Source organism: Muricoccus radiodurans, assembly GCF_050154705.1.
In the GTDB taxonomy this organism is placed as follows: domain Bacteria; phylum Pseudomonadota; class Alphaproteobacteria; order Acetobacterales; family Acetobacteraceae; genus Roseomonas; species Roseomonas radiodurans.
Map to the genome: position 1 here is coordinate 3,488,269 of NZ_CP189561.1, position 21,317 is coordinate 3,509,585.

Genomic DNA, 21,317 nt, shown 5'->3' on the forward strand with positions numbered 1-21,317 from the left:
ATGGCACGAATCCTCCAGGCCGAGGGGCGTCGGCTGACGTCGCTGGCCGGCTGGTCCGTGGCCGTGCTGCCGGCCGGCGCCGCTGTGGACCCGGCAGACCTGCCGGACGCGGCGGACTGGGTGCCGGCCGCGGTGCCCGGAACGGCCGCGGCGGCGCTGCGCGCCGCGGGGCGCGCGGTCCCCGACCTGGATGCGTGTGACGTGTGGTTCCGCACCGCGATCCCCGCCGGAGCGGCGGGCCGCGTGCTGCGCTGCGCGGGGATCGCGACCTTGGCGGAGCTCTGGCTGGACGGAGCGAAGCTGCTCTCGTCCGAATCCATGTTCCTGCCGATCGCGCCGAACCTGCCCGCGGCCGGCGGGAGGCTGCACATCCGCTGCCGGGCCCTGGCCCAGCCGGCGGGGCTGCGCCGGGCCCGCTGGCGCCCGGCGCTGGTGCGGCCGCACTGGCTGCGCGGGATCCGCACCACCCTCCAGGGCCGGATGCCAGGCTGGTTCCCGGGCCCGCCCGCCGTGGGCCCCTGGCGCGAAGTGGAGATCGAGGAGTGGTCGGCCGGCGCCCCGCACGTGAACGCCGCGGACCTGCGCGCGACGCTCGATGCGGACGGAACCGGCCGGCTGCGGGTGGCGCTGCGGGTGACCGGCGGGGCGGCCGGACGCCTCCTCTGCGCCGGGCAGGAAGCGGCCCTGCACCCCGGCCCCGACGGCGCGCTGACCGGGGAGCTCGTGCTGCCGGGAATCGCGCCCTGGTGGCCGCACACCCATGGCGAACCGGCGCTGCACGCCGTGGCCGCGGAAGTCGGCGGCGCGCGGCTGGAACTCGGCCGCACGGGCTTCCGCCGGATCGAGGTGGACCGCGGAGCCGACGGGCGCGGCTTCGGGCTGGTGGTGAACGGCGTGCCCGTCTTCTGCCGCGGCGGGGTGTGGACCAGCGCCGATCCCGAGACGCTCGGCGGCGATCCGCGGCCCTTCCTGGCCGCGGCGCGCGACGCCGGGCTGAACACGATCCGCGTCTCCGGCACCGGCGTGTGGGAGAGCGACGCCTTCTACGGCGCCTGCGACGAGTTCGGCCTGCTGGCCTGGCAGGACGCGCCGCTGGCGAGCGCGGACTTCCCCGAGGATTCGCCCGCCTTCCGCGAGCTGGTGGAGGCGGAGGCGGCCGCCTTCCTCGACCGCGTGCAGGCCAGCCCGTCGCTGGCGGTGCTCTGCGGCGGCAGCGAGGTGGCGCAGTCCGCGGCGATGAACGGCGCGCCCCCGGCCGCCTGGTACGGCCCGCTGCGGACCGAGGCGCTGCCGGCCGTGCTCGAACGATGGCGGCCGGACGTCGCCTACGTCCCGGACTCGCCCTGCGGGCCGGCGGGGGAGTTGCCGCACCGCGTCGACGCCGGCCTGGCGCACTACTTCGGCGTCGGCGCCTATCTCCGGCCTCCCGCGGATGCGCGGACGTCTGGGGTGCGCTTCGCGTCGGAATGCCTCGCCTTCGCCAACCTGCCGACGGAAGATGCCGGGGTTCCGCCCGTGCACCATCCCGACTGGAAGCGCGGCGTGCCCCGCGATCCGGCGGCGCCCTGGGATTTCGAGGACGTGCGGGACCACTACCTCGCCGCCCTCTACGGCGTGGACCCGGCCCGGCTGCGCTGGGAGGAGCCGGAGCGCTACCTCGCCCTCTCCCGCGCCGTCAGCGGCGACGCGATGGAGGCCGCCGTGGCGGAGTGGCGCCGCCCGGGCTCGTCCTGCCGGGGTGCGATCGTCTGGACCCTGCAGGACGTGATGCCCGGCGCCGGCTGGGGGCTGATCGACTCCGCGGCGCGGCCGAAGCCCTGCCTCCACGCGCTGCGCCGGGCCTGCGCCCCGCTCGCCCTGCTGCTGCTGGACGAGGGCGTGAATGGCATCGCGCTGCACGTGCTGAACGACCGGCCAGAGGGCTTCGAGGGCGTGCTGCAACTCGCCTGCTACCGCGGGAGCGTGGCGGTGATGCGGGGGGAGCGGAGGGTGACGGTGCCCGCGCACGGCGCCCTGTCCTTCCCCGGAGAGGCGCTGTTCGGCCGCTTCTTCGATGCCGCCAATACCTGGCGTTTCGGCCCGCCCGCCTGCGACGCCACCCACGCCACGCTCCGGGCCGCGGACGCCGCGCCGGAGGACCAGCCGGCCGCCGAGGCGGTGCTGTTCCCGCAGGGCCGCCCCCTGCCCCAGGCGGCCGCGATCACGGCCCATGCGGAACGGAACGCCGGGGGATGGTCGCTCGTGATCGGGGCGGACCGTTTCGCCAGGGGAGTGCGGGTGGAGGACGAGGCGGGCTTCCGGCCGGAGGTGGACTGGCTGCCCCTGGCCCCGGGGCAGCCGCGCCGCCTGCGCCTGCATGGCCCCGGTGACGCGGTGCCCAGCGGCCGGGTGGCCGCGCTGAACGCCCCGGGCGTCTCCTACAGAGGCGTCGCATGAGGCCGTTTCCCGTGGTCTTCGGGGACTGCGCGGGATGGTTCCACCCCGTCGCCGTCCCGGCCGGACGCGTCGTCCTGCTGTGCGGGGCGGACGGGTATGAGGGGCTCTGCGCCCACCGGCCCTGGCGCGACCTGGCGGTGCTGCTGGCGGAAGCGGGGCTGCCGGTGCTGCGCTTCGATCCCCCGGGCGCTGGGGACGCCGGCGGGCCCGAGGAGGCGGCGCCGGATCTCGGCCTCTGGGCGGATGCCGTGGTGGCCGCCGCCGCCGAGGCGCGGCGGCTGAGCGGGGCGGCGGAGGTCTCGCTCGTCGGGCTGCGTCTGGGCGCGGCGGCGGCCGCGCTGGCGGCGCCGCGGCTCGATCCCGCCCCGGTCGCGCTGCTCTTTCCCGTGCTCTCCGGGCGGGCCCATGCGCGGACGCTGCGCGTGCTGGCCGCGCCCAGCCCGGAGGGGCCGGAGGTGGCGGGCTTCCCCTGGACCGAGGCGGCGCTGGCCGCGCTCGCGCGCGCAGAGCCCGCGGCCGCCCTGCGGACCGCGGCACCGCGCCCCGTGCTGCTGCTGGCGCGGCCCGAGGGGCTGGCGGCCGCCGCCGCGATGCTGCCGGACGCGCTGGCGATGCCGGCGGAGGGGTATGGCGCCATCCTCGCCGACGCCCACGCGGCCGAGGGCCCGCGGACGGCCTATGCGGCGATCGTCGCCTTCCTGACCGAAAACGTCCCGGCGCCGGCCGTGCCCGCCGCCCCCGCCGCGCCCGCGGTGCTCCGCCTCCCGGACGGAGTGACGGAGCGCGCGGTGCGGTTCGGGTCGGAGGAGGGCCTCGTCGGCACCTGGACGGAACCGGCGGGCGGCGCGCGGCCGGGCACGCCGGCGCTGCTCATCCTGGGGACGGGCGCGAACCACCACAGCGGGAACGGGCGGCTGTCCGTCATGATGGCGCGGCGGGCGGCGGCGGCCGGCTGGCCGGTGCTGCGCTGCGACGCCACCGGCGTCGGCGAGAGCGAGAACCCGGACAGCACGCCGCTCGTGCGGCTGCTCTACGGGCCCGGCACGGTGAGGGACGCGCGGGCGGCCCTCGACTGGCTGGAGGAGCGGGGACACGCGCGGGTGACGGTCACCGGACTCTGTGCCGGGGGCTGGGCGGCGCTCCAGATCGCCGTGGCCGATCCGCGCGTGGTGCGGGCGATGCCGGTGAACGTGCAGGTCTTCGTCTGGCGGAAGGGGCGTCTGCTGACCGTTCCCGCCTTCCGGCAGCGGGAGGAGCCGCCGCGCAGCCTGCGATGGGAGATGCTCGGGGACGCCTGGAAGAACGGCGCGGCCTGGCCGGAGCTGTTCAGCCTGCTCATGCCCCGCGCGGCGCGGCGCGCCTGGCAGCGGAGGGTCGTCGGCGGCCTCGCGACCCTCGGACGGATCCTGCCGCCCGCCCTCTCCCCGCCCGTGGGCCCGGCGCGGGCCGGCGCCTGGATCCGGACGCTGGCGGCCCGCGGCACGCGTCTGACGCTCGTCTACTCCGACGAGGATTGCGGCGTGGACACGTTGGAGGCGCATTTCGGCCCGCGCGGGCGGCACCTCTCCGCCATCCCCGGCATGGACGTGCTCTTCCTCCCGGGGGCGGATCACACGCTCTCCGGCCGCGCGATGCGGTCGGCGTGGCTGGAACGGTTCTCCGCGCTGATCGGCGGGCAGCGGCACGCGACGCCCGATCCGGAGCAGCCTTCCACCCCGCCGCCCGACCGGACGCAAGCCGGTCCGATCGCGGCGTGACACCCGGTGGACGGGCCGAACGGGCAGGCCCGGGCGGCGGCCGTGATTCCGATCCGATGCGCCCCTCCCGCCGCCTGCTGACCGGCGCGGCGCTCCTCGCCGGGGCCGGCGCGGCGGTGGGCGCGGCCAATCTCGGCGTGGCGGCGCATCGCTACGGGCTGGAGTATCTCCGGCGCCTGGCGCTCTGGGGACGGAGCCAGAGCATGCGGGATCCCGAACATTTCCCTGCCCGGGCCATCGCGCCCTCCGCCGATCCCCATCGCTTCGTCCCGGCGGCCGGGGGGCCGGACCGGGTGCGGGCCGCCTTCGCGGCGGTCGCCGGCCGGCACGGCGCAGCGGGAGAGGCGCTGGAGGGCTTCCTGTCCCGGACGCGGAGCACCAGCCTCCTGGTGCTCGCCGACGACCGGCTGGCCTATGAGGGCTACTTCAACGGCGCGGCGCGCGGCACGCCGCTCACCTCCATGTCCATGTCGAAATCGGTGCTCGCGCTGCTCGCCGTGGCGGCCGTGGCGGACGGGCTGGTGCCGGGCCTCGATGCGCCGGCCGAGGCGCTGCTGCCGGAGGTGTCCGGGCTGAAGGGGTCCGGCGTGACGCTGCGGCACCTGATGAGCATGACGGCGGGCCTGCGCTTCGAGGACCCGCGGCCGCTGCGGTGGCTGACCTGGCCGATGTTGTTCGAGGGAGCGCGGGTCGCGGCCTTCACGCCCGACATCCGCGCCTATGTCGCGACGGCGCGGTCCGGCGATCCGCCGGGCTCGCACTTCGCCTATGACGACCGGAGCGCGCAACTCGTCGGGCTGATCCTGGAGCGGGCGGCCGGGCGGCCTGTCTCCGATGTGCTGGGGGAGCGGGTCTGGCGGCCGATCGGGGCCGAGTTTCCAGCGTCCTGGAACCTCGACCATGAGGACGGATTCGAGCGGATGGAGAGCGGCATCAACGCCGCGGCCCTCGACTGGATGAAGATCGGCCGGCTCGTCCTGCGGGACGGCGACTGGCAGGGACGAACCCTCCTGCCGGCGCCGCTCCTGCGCGAAGCGGCGACGCCCGTGCCGCGGCCGGCCTCCGCGCGACCCTATGGGCTGCTCTGGTGGGGCATGCCGGGCGCTGCCGCGGGCGCCACCGACACCCTGGCCGAGGGGATCTTCGGGCAGGTTCTTCTGGTGGCCCGGACGCGCGGCGTGGTGGCGCTGCGCACCGGGCTGGACGAAGCCGGGGCGGCCTGGCCGGCGCTGCTTCGGGACCTTTCGGCCGCGCTCTGACCCGTGGGCACGTCCGCCCCTTGGACGGGGCGGAAGGTCAGTGGCCGGTCGGCGTGGCGCACGCCGCCCCACGGGACCGATTCCCTTCGCTGCCGGGCTCCCGGCCCTGCGGCGAGCGGCGCGCGACCGCGGCGCCGTTGCGCGTCGCGCGTCCTACCGCTGCGGACGTTGCGCCCTCCCGCCGCCGCGCACCATCCGCTCGCAGCGGTCGTCCTCGCCGATGCCGAGCTGGATGGTCGGCAGCAGTCCCGCCACCGGCGCCAGCAGCGCCGCGATCCCGGCCGCGGCGCCGCCGCGCGCCAGCAGCTCGTCGAGCTCCGGCGCCACGTTCGGATCGCGGAAGGTGCCGTCGATCAGGATCGAGGTCGGGAGGGCTCCGACGGTGAAGCTCTTGGAGTGGCTGCGCAGCCGGATGCCGATGATCTCCCGTCCGAGGTCCACGGCGCCGGCGCCGAGCGTCAGCACGTCCTCGGTATCCAGCACGATCGCGCGGCTGTTCAGCACGCCGCGGGTCAGGGCGAAGTCGCCGATGAAGCACTGCACCGCCGTCCGCCCCGGCACGCCGATCGCCGAGAGGATGGCGTTGCCGATCCGCAGTCCCGACAGGTCCACCAGCAGGGCAGACAGCGTGCCGTCGCCCATCATCGTCAGCGTCAGGGCGCCGTTGGCGCTGCCCAGGATGCCGGCGAAGGAATTCCCCGTGCCGTCGATGCGGGCCCGGCCGCCGAGGATGCCCGATCCCTCGAAGGCGCCGGTCGCCTGCATCAGGCGGGACACGTCCAGCCGTTGGAACTGGACGTCCGCCACCGCGTGCAGCTGGCCGTTGCGCGCCGGCGTCAGCTGGATGTTCCCCTCGATCTGCCCGCGGCCGACCCGGAAGGCGACGGGACGCAGCGTCACCGCGCCGTCGCGGACCTCCATCTCCGCCCGCATCCCGTCGAAGGGGATGTTGCGGCCGACGATGCTGTCGGCGCGGTAGGACAGGCGGACATTGGCGGCATCCAGCTTGGGGAAGTTGATCGGGCTGTCGGGCAGGACGCGCGAGCTGGTCTGGTTGCGCACCTGCGCCGCGCGCTGCCCCGCCGTCTGACCCGGGGTGGCCTGCCGCCCCGGTTCCTCCCCGATGAAGCCACCGAGGTCCGCCAGGTCCACCCGGCGGGAGCGCAGTTCGGCCACCACCTCCGGCTTGCCCTGGCCGGTCGTGACGGTGATGGTGCCCGCCAGGTCCGAGGACCCGACGCGCCCCTGGAACTCGCGGAAGCGCACGCGGCCCTCGGCGTAATCCAGGCGGCCCGCGATCTGGTAGTTCGGCGTGCTCGGGAAGGGCACGCCCGTCAGCGGCTCCAGCTGCGCCATGTCAGGCCCGCGCAGGTCCAGCCGCACGTCGGCGCCGGCCAGCTGCAGCGGGTTGCTCAGCGTGCCGCGCAGCGTGATCCGCGTCTGGCCGTTCGCGAGGTTCGCCTCGATGGGCCAAGGCCGGCCGGTCTCGTTCAACGCCAGCAGGGCGCCGCCGGTCACGGTGCCGGTGATGCGCTGACCGTCATAGGTCCCGGCCACCTGCGCCACCACCCTCGGCTCCGGCCCGTCCTCGTCGCGCGTGCCGACCCGCAGGTTGAAGTCGGCCTTGAGGCTGGGCAGCACGACATGCGCCTCGCCATCAGCGATCCGCAGGAGGCGGACCACCGGCCCCCCGGCATCCGGCGGCGGCGTCGCGGGCGCCGCGCCTTCCCCGGCCGGTGCCGCGGGGGCATCGGCGCCGAGGTCGAAGCTGTAGTTGTTCGTGCCGTCCGGTCGCTGGATGACCTCCAGCTGCGGGCGCCGGACCTCCAGCACCGGGATCACCACGCGCCCCTCGTTGCGCAGGGCCGCGAGGTCGAACTCGGCCCGCACCCGCTCGACGCGCGCCAGCGGCAGGTCGTCCCCGAAGCCCTCCGGGTTGCCCACCCGGACCCCCTCCGCCGTGATCGAGGCGGGCGCCCCGGCCTCCCCGCGCCCGGACAGGAGGGAGCCGAGCGTGCCGAGGGACGCGTCGACCTTCTCGATCGCGACCTGCCGCCGGAACAGCGTGCCCTCCGCCGCCAGCGCCAGCCGCAGGTCGGACCCCGCATTGTCGGCGGTGCCGATCCGCAGGATCAGGTCCGCCCCCTGGGCCGGCAGGACGGCGTGCACCCGCCCCTCCCGGACCTGGACCTGTCCGACGGTGAAGGCGGGCTCGCCGCTGGGCACCGTGGCCTGCACCACCGCGCCCGCCCGCGCCGCCGCGGCGCTCGCCACCTCCTGCGCGGCGGGGTGGGCAAAGGTGAAGTTGTTGGTCCCGTCCGGCCGGGCGATCGCCTCGACCACCGGCCGGTCGATCTCGACCACCGGCAGGACGATGCGGCCCTCGTTGCGGAGCGCCGCGAAGTCCACCTCGACCCGCAGGCGATCTAGGGTGGCGAAGGGCGGGTCGTCCCCGAAGCCCTCCGGGTTGCCCACCCGCACGCCCTGCACGTTGAGTTCGGCCCGCTGCCCCGGCGGTGCCCGACCGGCCAGCAGCGCGGCCAGCGTGCCGAGCGAGGCGTCGCCGCGCTCCACCGTCACGCGCCGCCCGAGCAGCGTGCCCTCCGCCCCCACGGCGAGGCGGAGCTCCGGGGAGACGGTGCCGCCGCCCGTGTCGTCCACCGTGGCCAGCCGGATGTTCACGTCCAGCCCCGGCCCCGGCATGACCGTGTGCACCCGCCCGTCCACGATCCGCAGCCGGCCGAGGGAGAAGGGCGCGTCCCCCTCCGCCGCGGCGCCCTGCGCCAGGGCCTCGGGGGGCGGCGCGGGCGGGCGCTGCCCGGCCGCCTGGGCCACCACCGCATCCGCCGCCTCCTGGACCTCCCGCGTGCCGAAGGTGAAGTTGTTGCTCCCGTCCGGCCGGGCGATCACCTCCACCACCGGCCGCTCCACCTCCAGCGATGGCAGCACGACCCGACCGGTCCGCCAGTAGGCGACAAGGTCCACCTGGGCGGTCAGGCGGGGCACGCTGGCGAAGGGCGGGGGGTCGGGGAAGCCCTCCGGCTCGCCCACCCGCAGCCCCTCCACCGTGATCGTCGTCGGCCGCCCCAGGCGTACATGCAGGCGCTCGATCTTCACCGGCCGCCCCAGTGCCGCGGAGGCCTGCCGCTCGGCGATGGGGATGAGCCAGTTCCAGTTCCAGAACGCGATCACGAGCGCGATCAGGACAACCGGCGTGCCCACCCACCAGAGCCAAGGGGGAACCCGCCGCTGCGCCATGCCGATCTCCAAGAAGTCCCCGGGAAGGGATAACCCCCGGCCGGGCCCAGGGTTTGCGCAGGCGCCGGGACGGCGAGGCCGGCGATCCCGCACCGTCCTCGTCGGGCGAGTTGAGGTTCCCTGCCCTTGTTGGCTCGAAGATCCACTCATCGGCCGGTCGACCGGAGGGGTGAGGTGGCCGGGCGCTGTCTCCCGGCTCCCCGTCAAGGCTTGCGGCCAGCTTCTCTCGCTGCGCCGCACGACAGATGCAAGGAGGTGCCCCCGTTATCCCTCCGGCCGCTTCGCCGATCCCGGGAGCCCGGGATCGGCGAAGGATGCCGTCCGGCGAAAGACCGGCCCTTCAGCGAGGCCGGCCAGCGAGACGGGCGTTCGACGGTCCTCAGCGTCCCTCCGTCTTTGCGATGTTCCAGAGCACGACAATCCCCGGCATGCCCAGCATCCCCGAAAGGCGGGGGCTGACCGCGACCGGCAGGAACCACTGCCCCGAGGGGACATAGGGCACGACGCGGTAGGCACTCTCCTGCAGCCGATCGATCGCCTGGCGGCGCAGCGCCTCGGTGGTCGCGTCGGGATAGGCGTCGATCAACGCCTGGTGGACGGCGTCGCAGGGCCAGCCGGGCCAGGCGCGCTCACAGCTCGCCTGCATCGGCACGTTCCCGATCGGATCGGACGCCCCCAGGCCGTTCCAGAAGGTCAGGCCGATGTCCCATCCCCCCTCCCCCGGCGGGCGGCGGCTGGCGCGGCGGGTCGCCATGGTCGCGAAGTCCGTCGCCTGCACGTCCACCCGGAAGCCCACCCGCTGCATCTGCTGCGCCAGCACGAGGGTGGCAGCGTGCATGAAGGGGTTGTCCGTGGGGTCCATGATGACGATGGGCCGGCCGTCATAGCCGGACTCCCGCAGAAGGGCCCTCGCGCGCTCGGGGTCCTCGCCCACGCGCGGCGGAACCCCGGCCGTGCTCTCCTGCGGGGAGCCGCAGACGAAGAAGGCATGGCAGACCTGGACCAGCGAGGGGTCCGGGAACATCGCGTCCAGGAACTCCTGCTGGTTCGCCAGCATCAGCAGCGCCTGGCGGGCGCGCGCGTCGCTGAAGGGCGGGTGGATGTGGTTCATCCGGATCATGCCCTGGAACCCCAGGCGGTTCAGGCGCAGCACCTGCATCCCGCGCCGTTGCAGCATGGGCAGGAAGTCCGTGCCGGGCGTCTCCAGGTAGTCCACCTCCCCCTGGATGAGAGCGAGGGCGGCGGTCTGGGCGTTGGCGATGTTTAGCCACTCCACCCGGTCCACCAGCACGCGCTTGCCGCCGGCCGTGCCGGAGGCGGGCTCGTCCCGCGGCACGTAGTCGGGGTTGCGGCGATAGACCACGCGGCTGCCGGGCACCCACTCCCCGCGCTCGAAGGTAAAGGGGCCGCTGCCCGTCGGGTCCTGGATCGCGGTGAAGGGGTCGGTGGCGGCGATGCGGGCCGGCATGATGGCGGGCATGTTGCCGGCGGGCTTGGACAATGCGTCCAGCATCGGGCCATAGGGGCGGGTCAGCCGCCAGATGACGGTGTGCCCGTCCGGATCGGCCTCCAGCGCCGCCGTGACAGCCAGGATCTGCCGCCCATGCGGGTCCCGCGCCGCCCAGCGGCGGAGCGAGGCGACCACGTCGGCCGCGGTGACCGGCGCCCCGTCATGGAAGCGAAGCCCGTCGCGCAGGGTGAAGCGCCAGGCGAGGTTGTCCTCGCTGACGGAATGGGCGCCGACCATCTGCGGTTGCGGGCGCTGCTGGTCGTCCCGGCCGAACAGCTGGTCATAGACCATGTGTGCGTGGCTCTGGACGACGCCCGCCGTGGTGTTGATCGGATCGAGCGTCTGCAGGTCCGCGTTCAGCACGACGCGCAGGAGCCGGTGCGGCGGCAGGGTCTGGGCCTGGGCCTCGATCTGGGCCGCGGCCCCGAGCAGCAGGGCGGCCGCCAGCAGGGCATGCCGCAACAAGGTTCTCATTCGAGCTTCGCGCCTTTCGGGATGGTCATGCCACGCTGGACGCCGGGCCGTGCGCCGACCCCCGCGTACCAGCGGGCCAGGCCGGGGTGGTCGTCCAACGTCATCTCGGCCCAGGCGCCGCGCGCGATCCAGGGCCAGGCGGCTATATCCGCGATGCCGTAAGCGTCACCGCCCAGGAAGGGCGCCGTGCGAAGGCGCGCATCCAGCACGCGCCAGGCCCGGGCGACCAGCGCGGTGGTGTGGCGGCGGGGCTCCTCGGGCCGGACGGGCGCCAGTTCGGTCCAGTGATGCGCCTGCCCGGTCATCGGCCCGAGGCTGGTCAGCGCCACCATCAGCCAGGACAGTGCGGCGGCACGGGCGGGCCCGGAGGCTGGCAGGAAGCGACCATGCGCCTCGGCGAGATGCAGCAGGATCGCCCCGGACTCGAACAGCACCAGCGGCGGATCGTCATCCACCAGGATGGGAATCCGGCCATAGGGATTGAGCGCGAGGATGGCGGGGACGGATTGCTCACTGCGGCGGATGTTCACGCCGGTCACGGCGTAGGAGATCTGCAACTCCTCCAGCATGATCGACACTCGCTGAGAGTTGGGCGTCGCCCAGCCGTAGAAGTGGAGCATGTCGCGCAGGATCGCACCCGTCCCTGCCGCGGTCCAGCGGACCACCGGCATGCAGAGCCAAGTGGTTGAGAGCGCTTCGCAGCCCCTCGGTTCCGACCAGCGCGGTCCGAAGTTTGCCGGTAGCGCCGCGTGCGGAAATCCAGGAAAAGGCCGCAGGTCGAGCAGGAGTGGCTTCGGTGGTGAAGATCAGCAGGCGGCAGGCAGCCTCGTTGAGCGCTCTCGCGCTGCTGCCGCGCATGGCCGGCGCCCAATCCGGGCGGGGAGCCGGAACGCTGGTGGTGGCCGTGCCGTCCGATCCCGCCGGGCTGGAACCCGGATCCAACCGCGCGGAGCCGATCGGCAGCGAGATCATCCTGAACGTCTTCGACACGCTCGTCGCCTGGAAGGCGCCGGAGTTCCGGGAACTGGAAGGACGCCTGGCCAGCGCCTGGACCGTCTCCCCCGACGGACGCGACTTCACCTTCACCCTGCGGCCGAACGTCCAGTTCCACGACGGCACGGCCCTGGACGCGGCGGCGGTGAAGTTCTCGATCGAGCGCACGAAGGCGTCCAACTCCTACATGCAGGCCTCCTTCGGCCCGATCCGGGAGGTGTCCGTCACCGGCCCGCTGGCGCTGCGGATCAGCCTGTCGGAGCCGATGCCGGTCTTCCTGTCGCTGCTCGCGCAGCCCCAGGCCGCGATCGTCAGCCCCGCCGGCGTGGGGCGGCACGGCGAGGCCTTCCGCGTGAACCCGGTGGGCACCGGCCCCTTCCGCTTCCGCGCCTACACGCCCGACACGAATGTCGTGCTGGAGGCGAATCCCGGCTATTTCCGCGGCGCGCCGAAGCTGCAACGCATCATCTACCGCATCATCCCCGATGCCTCCACGCGCCGCCTGGAGCTGGAGCGCGGAGGGGTGGACCTCATCCAGCAGGCCGGCCAGCTCGCCGCCATCCCGACGGAGGACGTCCGCGCCTTCCGCGCCAACCGGGACGTGGACGTGATCGAGGTGCCCAGCCAGATCATCCGCCAGCTGGAGTTCAACAACCGGAAGACCGAGGGGCCGATCGCGGACATCCGCGTCCGCCGCGCGATCACCCACGCCATTGACTATGACGGGCTGGTCAACGGCGTGCTGGGCGGCACCGCCGACCGCGTCTACGGCCCGCTGCCGAGCAATTCCTGGGGCTTCGACGAGGGGATGCGGGACGCCGCGCCCCGCCACGATCCGGAGACGGCCAAGCGCCTGCTGGCAGAGGCCGGTCACGCGCCAGGCAGCCTGCGGTTCCAGATCCCGACCTTCCAGGGCGCCTCCTGGGGCGCGGTGGCGACCTTCCTGCAGGCCAACCTCGCCGCCGTGGGCATCGGGGCGGAGGTGCGGCAGATGGAGTTCCCGGCGCTGCGCGCGCTGCACGTCGCCGGGAATTTCGACATGCTGCTGGATGGCCGCCAGCCCTGGTACAACGACCCGGACGCGCACATCACCATCGGCTACCTTTCCAGCCTGGCCGAGACGGCGATGACCTTCCGCATGCCGGTGGACGCGCCGCTGGACCGGGCGATCCTGAGCGCGCAGACGACGGTGGACTTCGACGCCCGCCGCGGCCAGTACAGGGCGCTGCAACGGGAGATCGCGGCGCGGGTGCCCGCCGCCTACCTCTTCAGCAACAAGCTGATCGTGTTCAAGCGGAAGACGGTGCAGGGGCTGGTCATCAACTCCGCCCCGCCGCTGAACGAGTACTGGGGCGTCAGCAAGGCCTGAACGAGAGACGCGGGCCTTGGGACGCTTCCTGCTGCGGCGCCTCCTGGCGCTGGTGCCCGTGCTGCTGATCGTGCTGGCCATCGTCTTCGCCATGTCCCGGCTGATCCCGGGCGACCCGGCGATCACCCTGCTCGGTCCCGGTGCGACGGAGGGGCAGATCGCGGCGCTGCGCGCGCAGCTCCACCTGGATGAGCCGGGCTGGCGGCAGTTCCTTTCCTACCTCGGCGGCCTCGCGCGCGGCGACCTCGGCACGTCCCTGAAGACCGGCGCGCCGGTGCTGTCGGAGATCGCGACGCGCCTGCCGGCGACGATGGAATTGGCGGTGCTGGCGACGATCCTCGCCGTCGCGATCGGCGTGCCGGTGGGCGTGCTCTCGGCGGTCCGGCCGAATTCGGGCTTCGACCACGCGACGCGGCTGGTGGCGCTGACCGGCGTCTCCACCCCGGCCTTCCTCCTCGCGCTGGTTCTGCAACTCGTCTTCGGGATCGCGCTGGGCTGGCTGCCCATCTCCGGGCGGACGGACCCCGTGATCTTCCTGGACAGCGTCACCGGCTTCGCCGTGCCGGACGCCCTGCTGGCCGGGAACTGGGAAGCGGCCTGGGACGCGCTGGCCCACCTGATCCTGCCGGCCCTCGTGCTCGCGGCCTTCCTGGGGGCGACGCTGTCGCGCTTCGTGCGGGATTCCATGATCGAGGCGATGGCGGAGGACTACATCCGCACCGCCCGCGCCAAGGGCCTGCCAAACCGGAGCGTCGTCTTCGTCCACGCGCTGCGCAACGCGCTGCTGCCGGCCGTCACCATCCTCGGCCTGAAATTCGCGGAACTGCTCGGCGGCGCCATCCTGACGGAGACGGTCTTCGCTTGGCCCGGCGTCGGCCGCTACATGTTCGACGCCATCCGCAACCGGGACTATCCGGTGGTGCAGGGCGCGACGCTCGTCTTCGCCCTTCTCTTCATGCTCGTCACCGTGCTGGTGGACCTTGTCCACGGCTGGCTGGACCCGCGCATCCGCGCGCGCATGACATGAGGGACATCGGCGGCTTCTTCCGGCGCAACCGGCTGGCGGCCCTGGGGGCGGCGGTGCTCGCGCTGCTGCTGCTCGGGCTTCTGCTCGCGCCGGTCCTGGCGCCGTCTCCCATCGCGGTGGACGTCACGCAGCGCCTGCTGCCCCCCGGGGCGGGGCACCTGCTCGGCACGGATGCCCTCGGGCGGGACGTGCTGTCCCGCGTGCTGCACGGCGGCCGCGCGACGCTCGCCATCGGCGTCGGCGTGGTGGCGCTGGCCTTCGCGGTGGGCGTCGCGGCCGGGACGATCGCCGGCTTCCTCGGCGGCGTGACGGACATGCTCATCATGCGCCTCGCGGACGCGATGCTGTCCTTCCCCGGGCTGGTGCTCGCCATCGCGCTGGCGGCGGCCCTCGGGCCGGGGCTGGGCAACGCCATGCTGGCGGTGGCGGTCACGCTGGCGCCCCAGTTCGCCCGGCTGGCGCGGGGGCAGGCGCTGTCGATCGCGACGCGTCCCTATGTCGAGGCGGCGGTGGCGGCGGGCACGCCGCCGCTCCGCATCCTCACGCGCCATGTCCTGCCGAACGGGATCGGGGCGCTGCTGGTGCAGGCGTCGCTGGCGGTGGGATCGGCCATTCTGCAGACGGCGGGGCTCGGCTTCCTCGGGCTCGGCGCGCAGCCGCCGCTGCCGGAATGGGGGGCGGACGTGGCGACGAACCTCGCCCTGGTGCGGGAGGCGCCGTGGGTGGCGCTCGCCCCCGGCGCGGCGATCCTGCTCGCCGCGCTCTCCTTCAACCTCCTCGGCGACGGCCTCGCCGACTGGTTCGATCCCCGCCGCCGTATGGCGGCCTGACGACCGGGCCGCCGCAGGGCAGCCTGACAACCGACGACAGCACGGAGATTCCCATGGCGGCCGAGACCGCGATCACCTTCTTCTACTACGACGACATCCAGCGCGTGGTGCCGTTCTACGAGGAGACGCTCGGCTTCGAGCTCGTGCTCGACCAGGGGCTGGCCCGCATCTACCGCGTGGCGCCGAACAGCTATTTCGGCATCGTGGACGGCAACCGTGGCCACCTGCGTCACCAGCCCCGCTCCGCCGTGCTCTTCACCATCGTGGCGGAGGACGTGCCGGGCTGGCACGCGCGTCTCTCGGAGAAGGGCGTGCCGAACCTCTCGCCCCTGCAGCGCGGCACCTATTGCGAGCACTTCTTCTTCGAGGACCCGGCGGGCTACGCGCTGGAGGTGCAGCGCTTCCACGACCCCGCCGTCGCCGCCCTGTTCCGCTGATCCATGGAGGCGCGCGCCGCGGCCTGGTGCCGGGAACTCGTGGCTCGCCTCTCGGGCGCGCCGGCCGCGATCCGGCCGCGCCCCGGCAAAGCGGAGATCATCCCGCTCGAGGCCGCCCACCAATCCCCTCTGGTGGACTGGACGGATGAGGACGCGGCCGCGAAGGGCCTGCGCTCCCTCCGAGAGGCGCCACGGGAGAGGCCCCGCCCGGTTCATCACACCGCCCTGGAGCGCGCCGCGGCCGAGCCCTGCCTGCTGCTGACCGGCGAGGCGGGAAGCGGCCGGACGACCTTCCTGCGCCACCTCGCCTCGTATCTGGCGGGGGAGATCGTGGGCGATCCTGCGCACGGGCTGCGTCAGCTCTCCCGCCCGGTCCCGCGCGGGGAGGACGGGACCGTGCGGGAGGAGCGCTGGAATGGTCCGCCGCCGATCCCCGTCCCGCTGCGCGCCGAAGGACCGGTCGCGCCGGACGCGCTGCTGCACGCGGCCGGCCCGGACGCGGTGGAACTGGTGGCAGCCGCGCGGAACGGCCTTCTGTCCCGGCCGCTGCTTCTCCTCCTCGATGACGCGGATCGGCTGGGCGGGGAAAGGGTGGCCGAATGGGTGGCGATGGCGGCCCCCGGGCTGCGGCTGCTGATGACCGCGACAGCCGGCACCCTGCCCGGACTCCCCGGCCTGCGGCGCCATGCCCTGCTGCCCTGGCTGCCGTCCCAGCGCCGCGCCTTCCGCGCGGCCTGCGGGGCGGGCGACGATCCGCCCGGGCTTCCAGATCGCCCCGGCCTCCTCTCCCTCACGGTCGCCGCATCGGGCGCGACGCCGGAGACCCTGGTGGGGGCCTTCGTCGCCGCCTGCGCGTCCGCCGCGGGGCTGGAGCCGGGCGCGACCTCCGACATTCACCGCACCGCCCTCGGCGACGCGCTGCCGCCCCAGACCGACGCGGCGCTCCGCGTGGCCGGGCTGCGCGAGGCGCTCGGGGCGGATTTCCTGGCGCCCTATCTGGCGGCACAGGCCCTCGCCGCGGCGCCCCCCGACGAGGCGGCGCGGCGCGCCCCGAATCCCCTGGCTCTTCGCCTTCTCTCGGCCCGGTATCCGGAGAAGGCAGCGGATCTGGTCGCGGCCGTGCTGGATGCGGCCGCCACCCCCGAGGCGGCCCTCACCGCCGCCGGCCTTCTGACCGGGCCAGAGCTCGCGGAGCCGCTCCGCACCCGTCTCACGCAGGCGCTTCTGGACGCCGCAAAGGGAGGCGGCCTCATGCCGGAGCGTCGGGCCGAGGCCGGGCGCCATCTCGCGCTCCTCGGCGATCCGCGCGACCTTGAGGAGCTGGTGCCCATCCCGGCCGGTCCCTTCACCATGGGCTCCGCGGCGCACCCCAATTCCGCTCCGCCGCATCCGGTGACGGTCGGCGCCTACCGGATCGGCCGTCATCCCGCGACGAACCGCGTTTACCGCCGCTTCGTCGAGGAGACGGGCCGCCCCTGGGCCTCGGCCGAGGGGCGGCAACCCGCGCGCGCCAACGCCCCGGCCGTGGACCTGACCTGGCGCGACGCCCGTGCCTTCTGTGAATGGATCACCCCGCGCTGGCGCGCCGAGGGCCGCATCGCGCCCGACGAGATCGTGCGCCTGCCGACCGAGCCGGAATGGGAGCGCGCCGCCCGTGGCCCGGCTCCCGCCACGCACGACCCGCCTTACCCCTATCCCGGCCCCTGGCGTCCGGGCCGCGCCAATGACGAGACGGCGGGGCTGAATGACACCTGCGCCGTCGGCCTCTTCCCGGAGGGGCGCTCGGCGGAGGGCGCGGAGGACCTCTGCGGCGGCGTCTGGGAGTGGTGCTCCACCCTCTGGGGCGAGGACATGGCCAACCCGTCCTTCCGCTATCCCTACGCCCCGGACGGGCGGGAGGACGCGGCAGCCGGGCCGACGGTGCGCCGCGTGCTGCGCGGCGGCTGCTTCTCCTCCGCGCCGGAGAAGGCGAGCGCCACCTATCGCGGCAGCCTGGAGCCGGATGGCTTCTGGCGTGGCAACGGCTTCCGCGTCGTCGTGGCGCGCGGCTGAACGGGGAACACGCCATGCAGACGCTGCGGATCGCCGCCGAGAAGTGCCGCTTCCCCCGGCCGCGCCAGGTCACCGACGACACGAGCGTGCTGACGCTGAAGAACCTCGTGCTGGAACCGCTGCTGCGCTGGGAGAACGGCCTCGCCCGGCCGGGCCTGTTCGACCGCTGGTCGCACGATGCGGGCGGCCGCCGCTGGACCTTCCGCATCCGCCCCGGCGCGACCTTCCACGACGGCAAGCCCTGCGAGGCGGAGGACGTCCTCGGCTTCATCGCGGCGATCCTCGATTCCCGCGACACCTTCGGGATGCGCTGGTCCTACGCGCGCTACCTCGAGCACGCGCGGATCACCGCGCCCGCGCGCGACACGGTGCAGGTGGAGAACCCGACGCCCTTCGCGGACGTGCTGGACGTGTTCACCGAGTTCTACCCCTGCCGCGAGACGCCGGATGGGCGGCCGGTGCTCGGCACGGGCCGCTACCGCGTCACCGACTACGAGGAGGAACGGTCGGCGCGACTGCGCCGCGTGGCGGAGGGCGGTGGTCCCGCGGAGATCGCCGTCACCGCGATCCCGCAGGCCGAGGCGCGCCTCGCCGCCCTGCGGGACGGCGCGGTGGACGTGGCGATGAACCTGGAGCGGACGGAGCACCGGCTCGACTTCGATCCGCGCTTCGACTGGGTGCGCGCCGTCAACACGCTGTCCGTCATGTTCTACCTGAACGCCTTCCAGGGGCTGTTCGCCTCCCCCGCGGCACGGCTGGCGGTGAACCACGCCGTGGACAAGCAGGCGATTATCCGGGAGCTGTTCCACGGCCTCGGCGTGCCCGCCGCGACGATCGTCAGCCCGCACCACCTCGGCGCCCGCGCTGCCGGGTTGCGTCCCATTCCCTATGACCCCGAGGCGGCGCGGCGCCTGTTCGGGGCGGCCGGGGTGGACGGCCCCATCACCCTGCGCACACCGGAGTTCATGCCGGAGAAGGCGCGCGAGATCACCGAGGCCGTCGCGGTGGCGCTGCGCGCTGTGGGCGTGGAATCGCGCGTGGAGGTGCAGCCGGACCGGCCGGAATACGCGCGGGAGGTCGGGCGCAAGATCATCGGCGACATGGCGATCTTCGACTCCTCCCCGCACTCCACTTTCCGCGTGCTGAACGACAAGATCTCCAGTGCGGTGAAGGGGGTCTGGTGGCAGGGCTATGACGACCCGGAGACGGAGGCGCTGATCCGGGCGGCCAACCACGCGGTGGAGGACGGCGCGCGGGAGGCGGCCTATAGGCGCTGCCTCACCCGCCTGCAGGAGAACCCGCCCTGGCTCTACCTATTCCACCCCGTGGACGTCTTCGCCGCGCGGAAGGGCGTCGCGGGGCTGACATTGGACGCGAAGGGCGTGCTGGGCGTCCCCTGATCCCGGTAGGGATCAGGGCGGGTCCAGCGTCGCCAGAATCGGCGCCCACAGCGCCTCGTGCGCGCGCATGACGGCCGCGTGCTCCTCGGCGGAGGAGGGCGTGACGGTCACGTCCAGCCGGGCGAACGCGGCGCGGGCGTCGGGATCGGCGAAGACTCGGTCGAAGCCCTCCCGCAGCCGCGCCAGCACCGGGGCGGGCACGCCCTTGGGCGCGAAGAGGCCCATCCAGCTCACCACCACGTAGCCGGGCAGCCCGGCCTCCTCCACGGTCGGCAGCTCGGGCAAGGAGGCGGGGCGGGCACGGCCGGTGGTGGCCAGCCCGCGCCACTGCCCCGCGCGGATGCTCTCCACCGACGTCGCGATCGAGTTGAACATTACCTGGATCGTGCCGCTGGTGAGGTCCGTGCGCGCGGGCGCGTCGCCGCGATAGGGCACGTGCACCATCTCCGTGCCCGTCATCTGCAGGAACAGCAGCGCGGCCAGATGAATCGAGCCGCCGGTCCCCGCCGAGCCGTAGTTGAGCCGCCCGGGGTTGGCGCGGAGATGGGCGATGAACTCCGGGACCGTCCGGGCCGGCACGGAGGGGTGGACGACGAGCACGTTCTCCGTCGTGAACATCAGCCCCAGCGGCTCGAAGTCGCGATCCCAGCGGAACGGCGTGTCTCGGACGAGGTGCGCCGTGTTGATCAGGTTCGGCCCCGTGGCCATCAGTGTGTAGCCGTCCGCAGCAGAGCGCATGACGGATTCCGCGCCGATGTTGCCGCCGGCGCCCGGCCGGTTCTCCACCACCACGCGCTGCCCCAGCGCGGCGCCGAGTGCGTCGGCGAAGGCCCGGGCCTGTCCGTCCGTGGCGCCGCCGGCCGGGAAGGGCACGACGAGCCGGATCGGCCGGGTGGGCCAGGACTGCGCCGCGGCAGCCAGGGGCAGCAGCACGGCGCCGGTCAGGAACGCGAGCAGGCGGCGATTCATCGGGGGATCCTGTCCGGAAGGGGCATGAGAATGGCGCCTGCGCCGACACGCGCAACCACCGCCGGGCGGCCCTGCGAGACGCGGGCCACAGGGTCATGCCGGCCGGGTTCTGTTCTGCTCCTGTCCCGGCCGGATGTCCCGGAGGGAGGAAGAAGGCCTTCTTCCTCCCTCCGGACCACCCTCCATCATCCCCTTTTATCAATGGGTTCTGGCGTCGCTGGCGCACGCCTCGGGTCGTCAACCCGAGGTGACTGAAAGCCCAGGAGGGCATTGGCGACCCCATTGCTCCTCTTCCCCGGGAACACGGACGCGGGGTCCGGGGGGTGCGTTCACCCCCGGCGGGGTCCCAAGGGGCAGCGCCCCTTGGGGCCACCCTCAAACCCACCAGCGACGGCGTCAGCCCGCCCGGATCGCGGCCTCGATCCGGTCCAGCGCCGCATCCAGCACCGCGCGTGGGCAGCCGAAGTTCAGGCGAACATGGCCGTGCCCGGCCTCCCCGAACTCCATCCCATCGCTCAGGGCGACGCGGGCGTGGTCGAGGAAGAACCGTGCGGGATCGGCCACCGGCACGCCCGTGCAGTCGAGCCAGGCGAGGAAGCTCCCCTCGGGGCGGTGCATCCGGAGGCCCGTCAGGCGTGACCGCACCGCGTCGAACAGGTGGTCGCGATTCGCCCGGAGGTAGGCGAGCAGGGCCTGCCGCCAGGGCTCCCCTTCCGCCAGGGCGGCGCGCGTCGCCTCCAGCCCCAGCACGTTCACGCTGTCCACCATGCCCAGGCGGGAGGCCGCGAAGCGGTCCCGCAGGGCGCTGTCCGGGATGATCGCGAAGGCCGTTTTCAGTCCCGCGATGTTGTAGGTCTTGCTCGCCGACATGAGGGTGACGGTGGACCGCGCCACCTCCGGCGAGAGGGAGGCGATCGGCACGTGCGCGCGGCCGTCCAGCGCCAGGCCGCCATGGATCTCGTCCGAGATGATGAGGACTTCCTGCGCGAGGCAGGCCTCAGCGATCGCCTCCAGCTCCGGCCGCGCGAAGACCTTGCCCAGGGGATTGTGCGGGTTGCAGAACAGCAGCGCGCGGGCGCCGGACAGGGCGCGCCGGAAGCCCTCCATGTCCGTGCGGTGGCCGTCCGCGGCCGCGACCAGCGGCGCGTCCACGCGGCGCAGGCCCCAATGTCCGGGCGCCGCGAGCATCGGCCGATAGGCGGGCGTCTGCACGACCACCCCGTCGCCGGGGGCGAGCAGCGCCTTCAGGGCCATGTTGAAGCCGGGCTCGACGCCCGGCAGGAAGACGATCGCCTCCGGCGCGATGCGCCAGCCATGCGCCTCGGCGAGATGGGCGACGATCGTCTCCCGCAGCGCGTCCCTCGCCACGCCGTAGCCGAGGACGGGATGTTCCAGCCGTTCGCGGATCGCTGCCAGGATCGGTGGCGCGACGGCGAAGTCCATGTCCGCCACCCAGAGGGGCAGGACATCGGCGGGGTAGCGGCTCCATTTGGAACTGCCGGTGCCGCGGCGCTCGATGATCCGGTCGAAGTCCCACTCCATGGCG

General features: G+C 74.0%; 14 protein-coding genes. 9 read left to right on the plus strand and 5 right to left on the minus strand.

The genetic code is table 11. The annotated features are described in order from the left end of the window. From ACP6CK_RS16660 to ACP6CK_RS16670, 3 genes are read left to right on the plus strand one after another with little or no spacing between them, the layout of a single operon-like run. Positions 1–2,436: a hypothetical protein gene (locus tag ACP6CK_RS16660; RefSeq protein WP_426954419.1), complete on the plus strand. Its 2,436-nt coding sequence runs from the start codon at positions 1–3 to the stop codon at positions 2,434–2,436. Next, a complete protein-coding gene (locus ACP6CK_RS16665) occupies positions 2,433–4,193 on the plus strand; it encodes an alpha/beta hydrolase family protein (protein ID WP_426954420.1) in 1,761 nt (586 codons plus the stop codon). The genes ACP6CK_RS16660 and ACP6CK_RS16665 overlap by 4 nt, the downstream gene beginning before the upstream one ends. Positions 4,194–4,249: 56 nt before the next feature. Continuing rightward, on the plus strand, positions 4,250–5,452 hold the full coding sequence (locus tag ACP6CK_RS16670; protein WP_426954421.1) for a serine hydrolase domain-containing protein: 1,203 nt from the start codon (positions 4,250–4,252) through the stop codon (positions 5,450–5,452). Between the two features lie 153 nt (positions 5,453–5,605). On the opposite strand, the gene ACP6CK_RS16675 is transcribed toward ACP6CK_RS16670, so the two are convergent. From ACP6CK_RS16675 to ACP6CK_RS16685, 3 genes are all read right to left on the minus strand, one after another. Next, positions 5,606–8,710, minus strand: coding sequence for an AsmA family protein (locus tag ACP6CK_RS16675; RefSeq protein WP_426954422.1), 3,105 nt, complete (start codon positions 8,708–8,710; stop codon positions 5,606–5,608). A gap of 379 nt (positions 8,711–9,089) precedes the next feature. Continuing rightward, positions 9,090–10,682 carry an ABC transporter substrate-binding protein gene (locus tag ACP6CK_RS16680; RefSeq protein ID WP_426954423.1) on the minus strand — a complete coding sequence of 531 codons (1,593 nt, stop codon included), beginning with the start codon at positions 10,680–10,682 and terminating at the stop codon, positions 9,090–9,092. An 8-nt stretch (positions 10,683–10,690) separates the two neighbouring features. Next, positions 10,691–11,359, minus strand: a complete 669-nt coding sequence (locus ACP6CK_RS16685; protein WP_426954424.1) for a glutathione S-transferase family protein — start codon at positions 11,357–11,359, stop codon at positions 10,691–10,693. Positions 11,360–11,523: 164 nt separating this feature from the next. Here ACP6CK_RS16685 and ACP6CK_RS16690 point away from each other — a divergent pair, with 164 nt between their 5' ends. Genes ACP6CK_RS16690 through ACP6CK_RS16715 form a run of 6 tightly spaced genes read left to right on the plus strand, consistent with a single transcriptional unit; the run spans position 11,524 to position 18,802 of the window. Next, entirely contained in the window at positions 11,524–13,056 is a 1,533-nt protein-coding gene (locus ACP6CK_RS16690) for an ABC transporter substrate-binding protein (protein WP_426954425.1), read from the plus strand. 16 nt (positions 13,057–13,072) lie between these two features. Next, positions 13,073–14,083 (plus strand): ABC transporter permease, encoded by a 1,011-nt coding sequence (locus ACP6CK_RS16695; protein WP_426954426.1) that lies wholly within the window; start codon positions 13,073–13,075, stop codon positions 14,081–14,083. Further along, positions 14,080–14,913, plus strand: a complete 834-nt coding sequence (locus tag ACP6CK_RS16700) for an ABC transporter permease (RefSeq protein WP_426954427.1) — start codon at positions 14,080–14,082, stop codon at positions 14,911–14,913. The genes ACP6CK_RS16695 and ACP6CK_RS16700 overlap by 4 nt, the downstream gene beginning before the upstream one ends. 53 nt (positions 14,914–14,966) lie before the next feature. Next, the gene (locus ACP6CK_RS16705; protein ID WP_426954428.1) at positions 14,967–15,350 is read left to right on the plus strand and encodes a VOC family protein; all 384 of its coding nucleotides are present in this window, start codon (positions 14,967–14,969) and stop codon (positions 15,348–15,350) included. Between the two features lie 3 nt (positions 15,351–15,353). After that, positions 15,354–17,402 carry an SUMF1/EgtB/PvdO family nonheme iron enzyme gene (locus tag ACP6CK_RS16710; protein WP_426954429.1) on the plus strand — a complete coding sequence of 683 codons (2,049 nt, stop codon included), beginning with the start codon at positions 15,354–15,356 and terminating at the stop codon, positions 17,400–17,402. Between the two features lie 14 nt (positions 17,403–17,416). Then, entirely contained in the window at positions 17,417–18,802 is a 1,386-nt protein-coding gene (locus tag ACP6CK_RS16715; RefSeq protein ID WP_426954430.1) for an ABC transporter substrate-binding protein, read from the plus strand. 12 nt (positions 18,803–18,814) lie between these two features. On the opposite strand, the gene ACP6CK_RS16720 is transcribed toward ACP6CK_RS16715, so the two are convergent. Together ACP6CK_RS16720 and ACP6CK_RS16725 are read right to left on the minus strand one after the other, a co-directional pair. Continuing rightward, entirely contained in the window at positions 18,815–19,771 is a 957-nt protein-coding gene (locus tag ACP6CK_RS16720; RefSeq protein WP_426954431.1) for a Bug family tripartite tricarboxylate transporter substrate binding protein, read from the minus strand. Between the two features lie 396 nt (positions 19,772–20,167). Continuing rightward, on the minus strand, positions 20,168–21,313 hold the full coding sequence (locus tag ACP6CK_RS16725; RefSeq protein ID WP_426954432.1) for a MalY/PatB family protein: 1,146 nt from the start codon (positions 21,311–21,313) through the stop codon (positions 20,168–20,170). Positions 21,314–21,317: the final 4 nt, after the last annotated feature.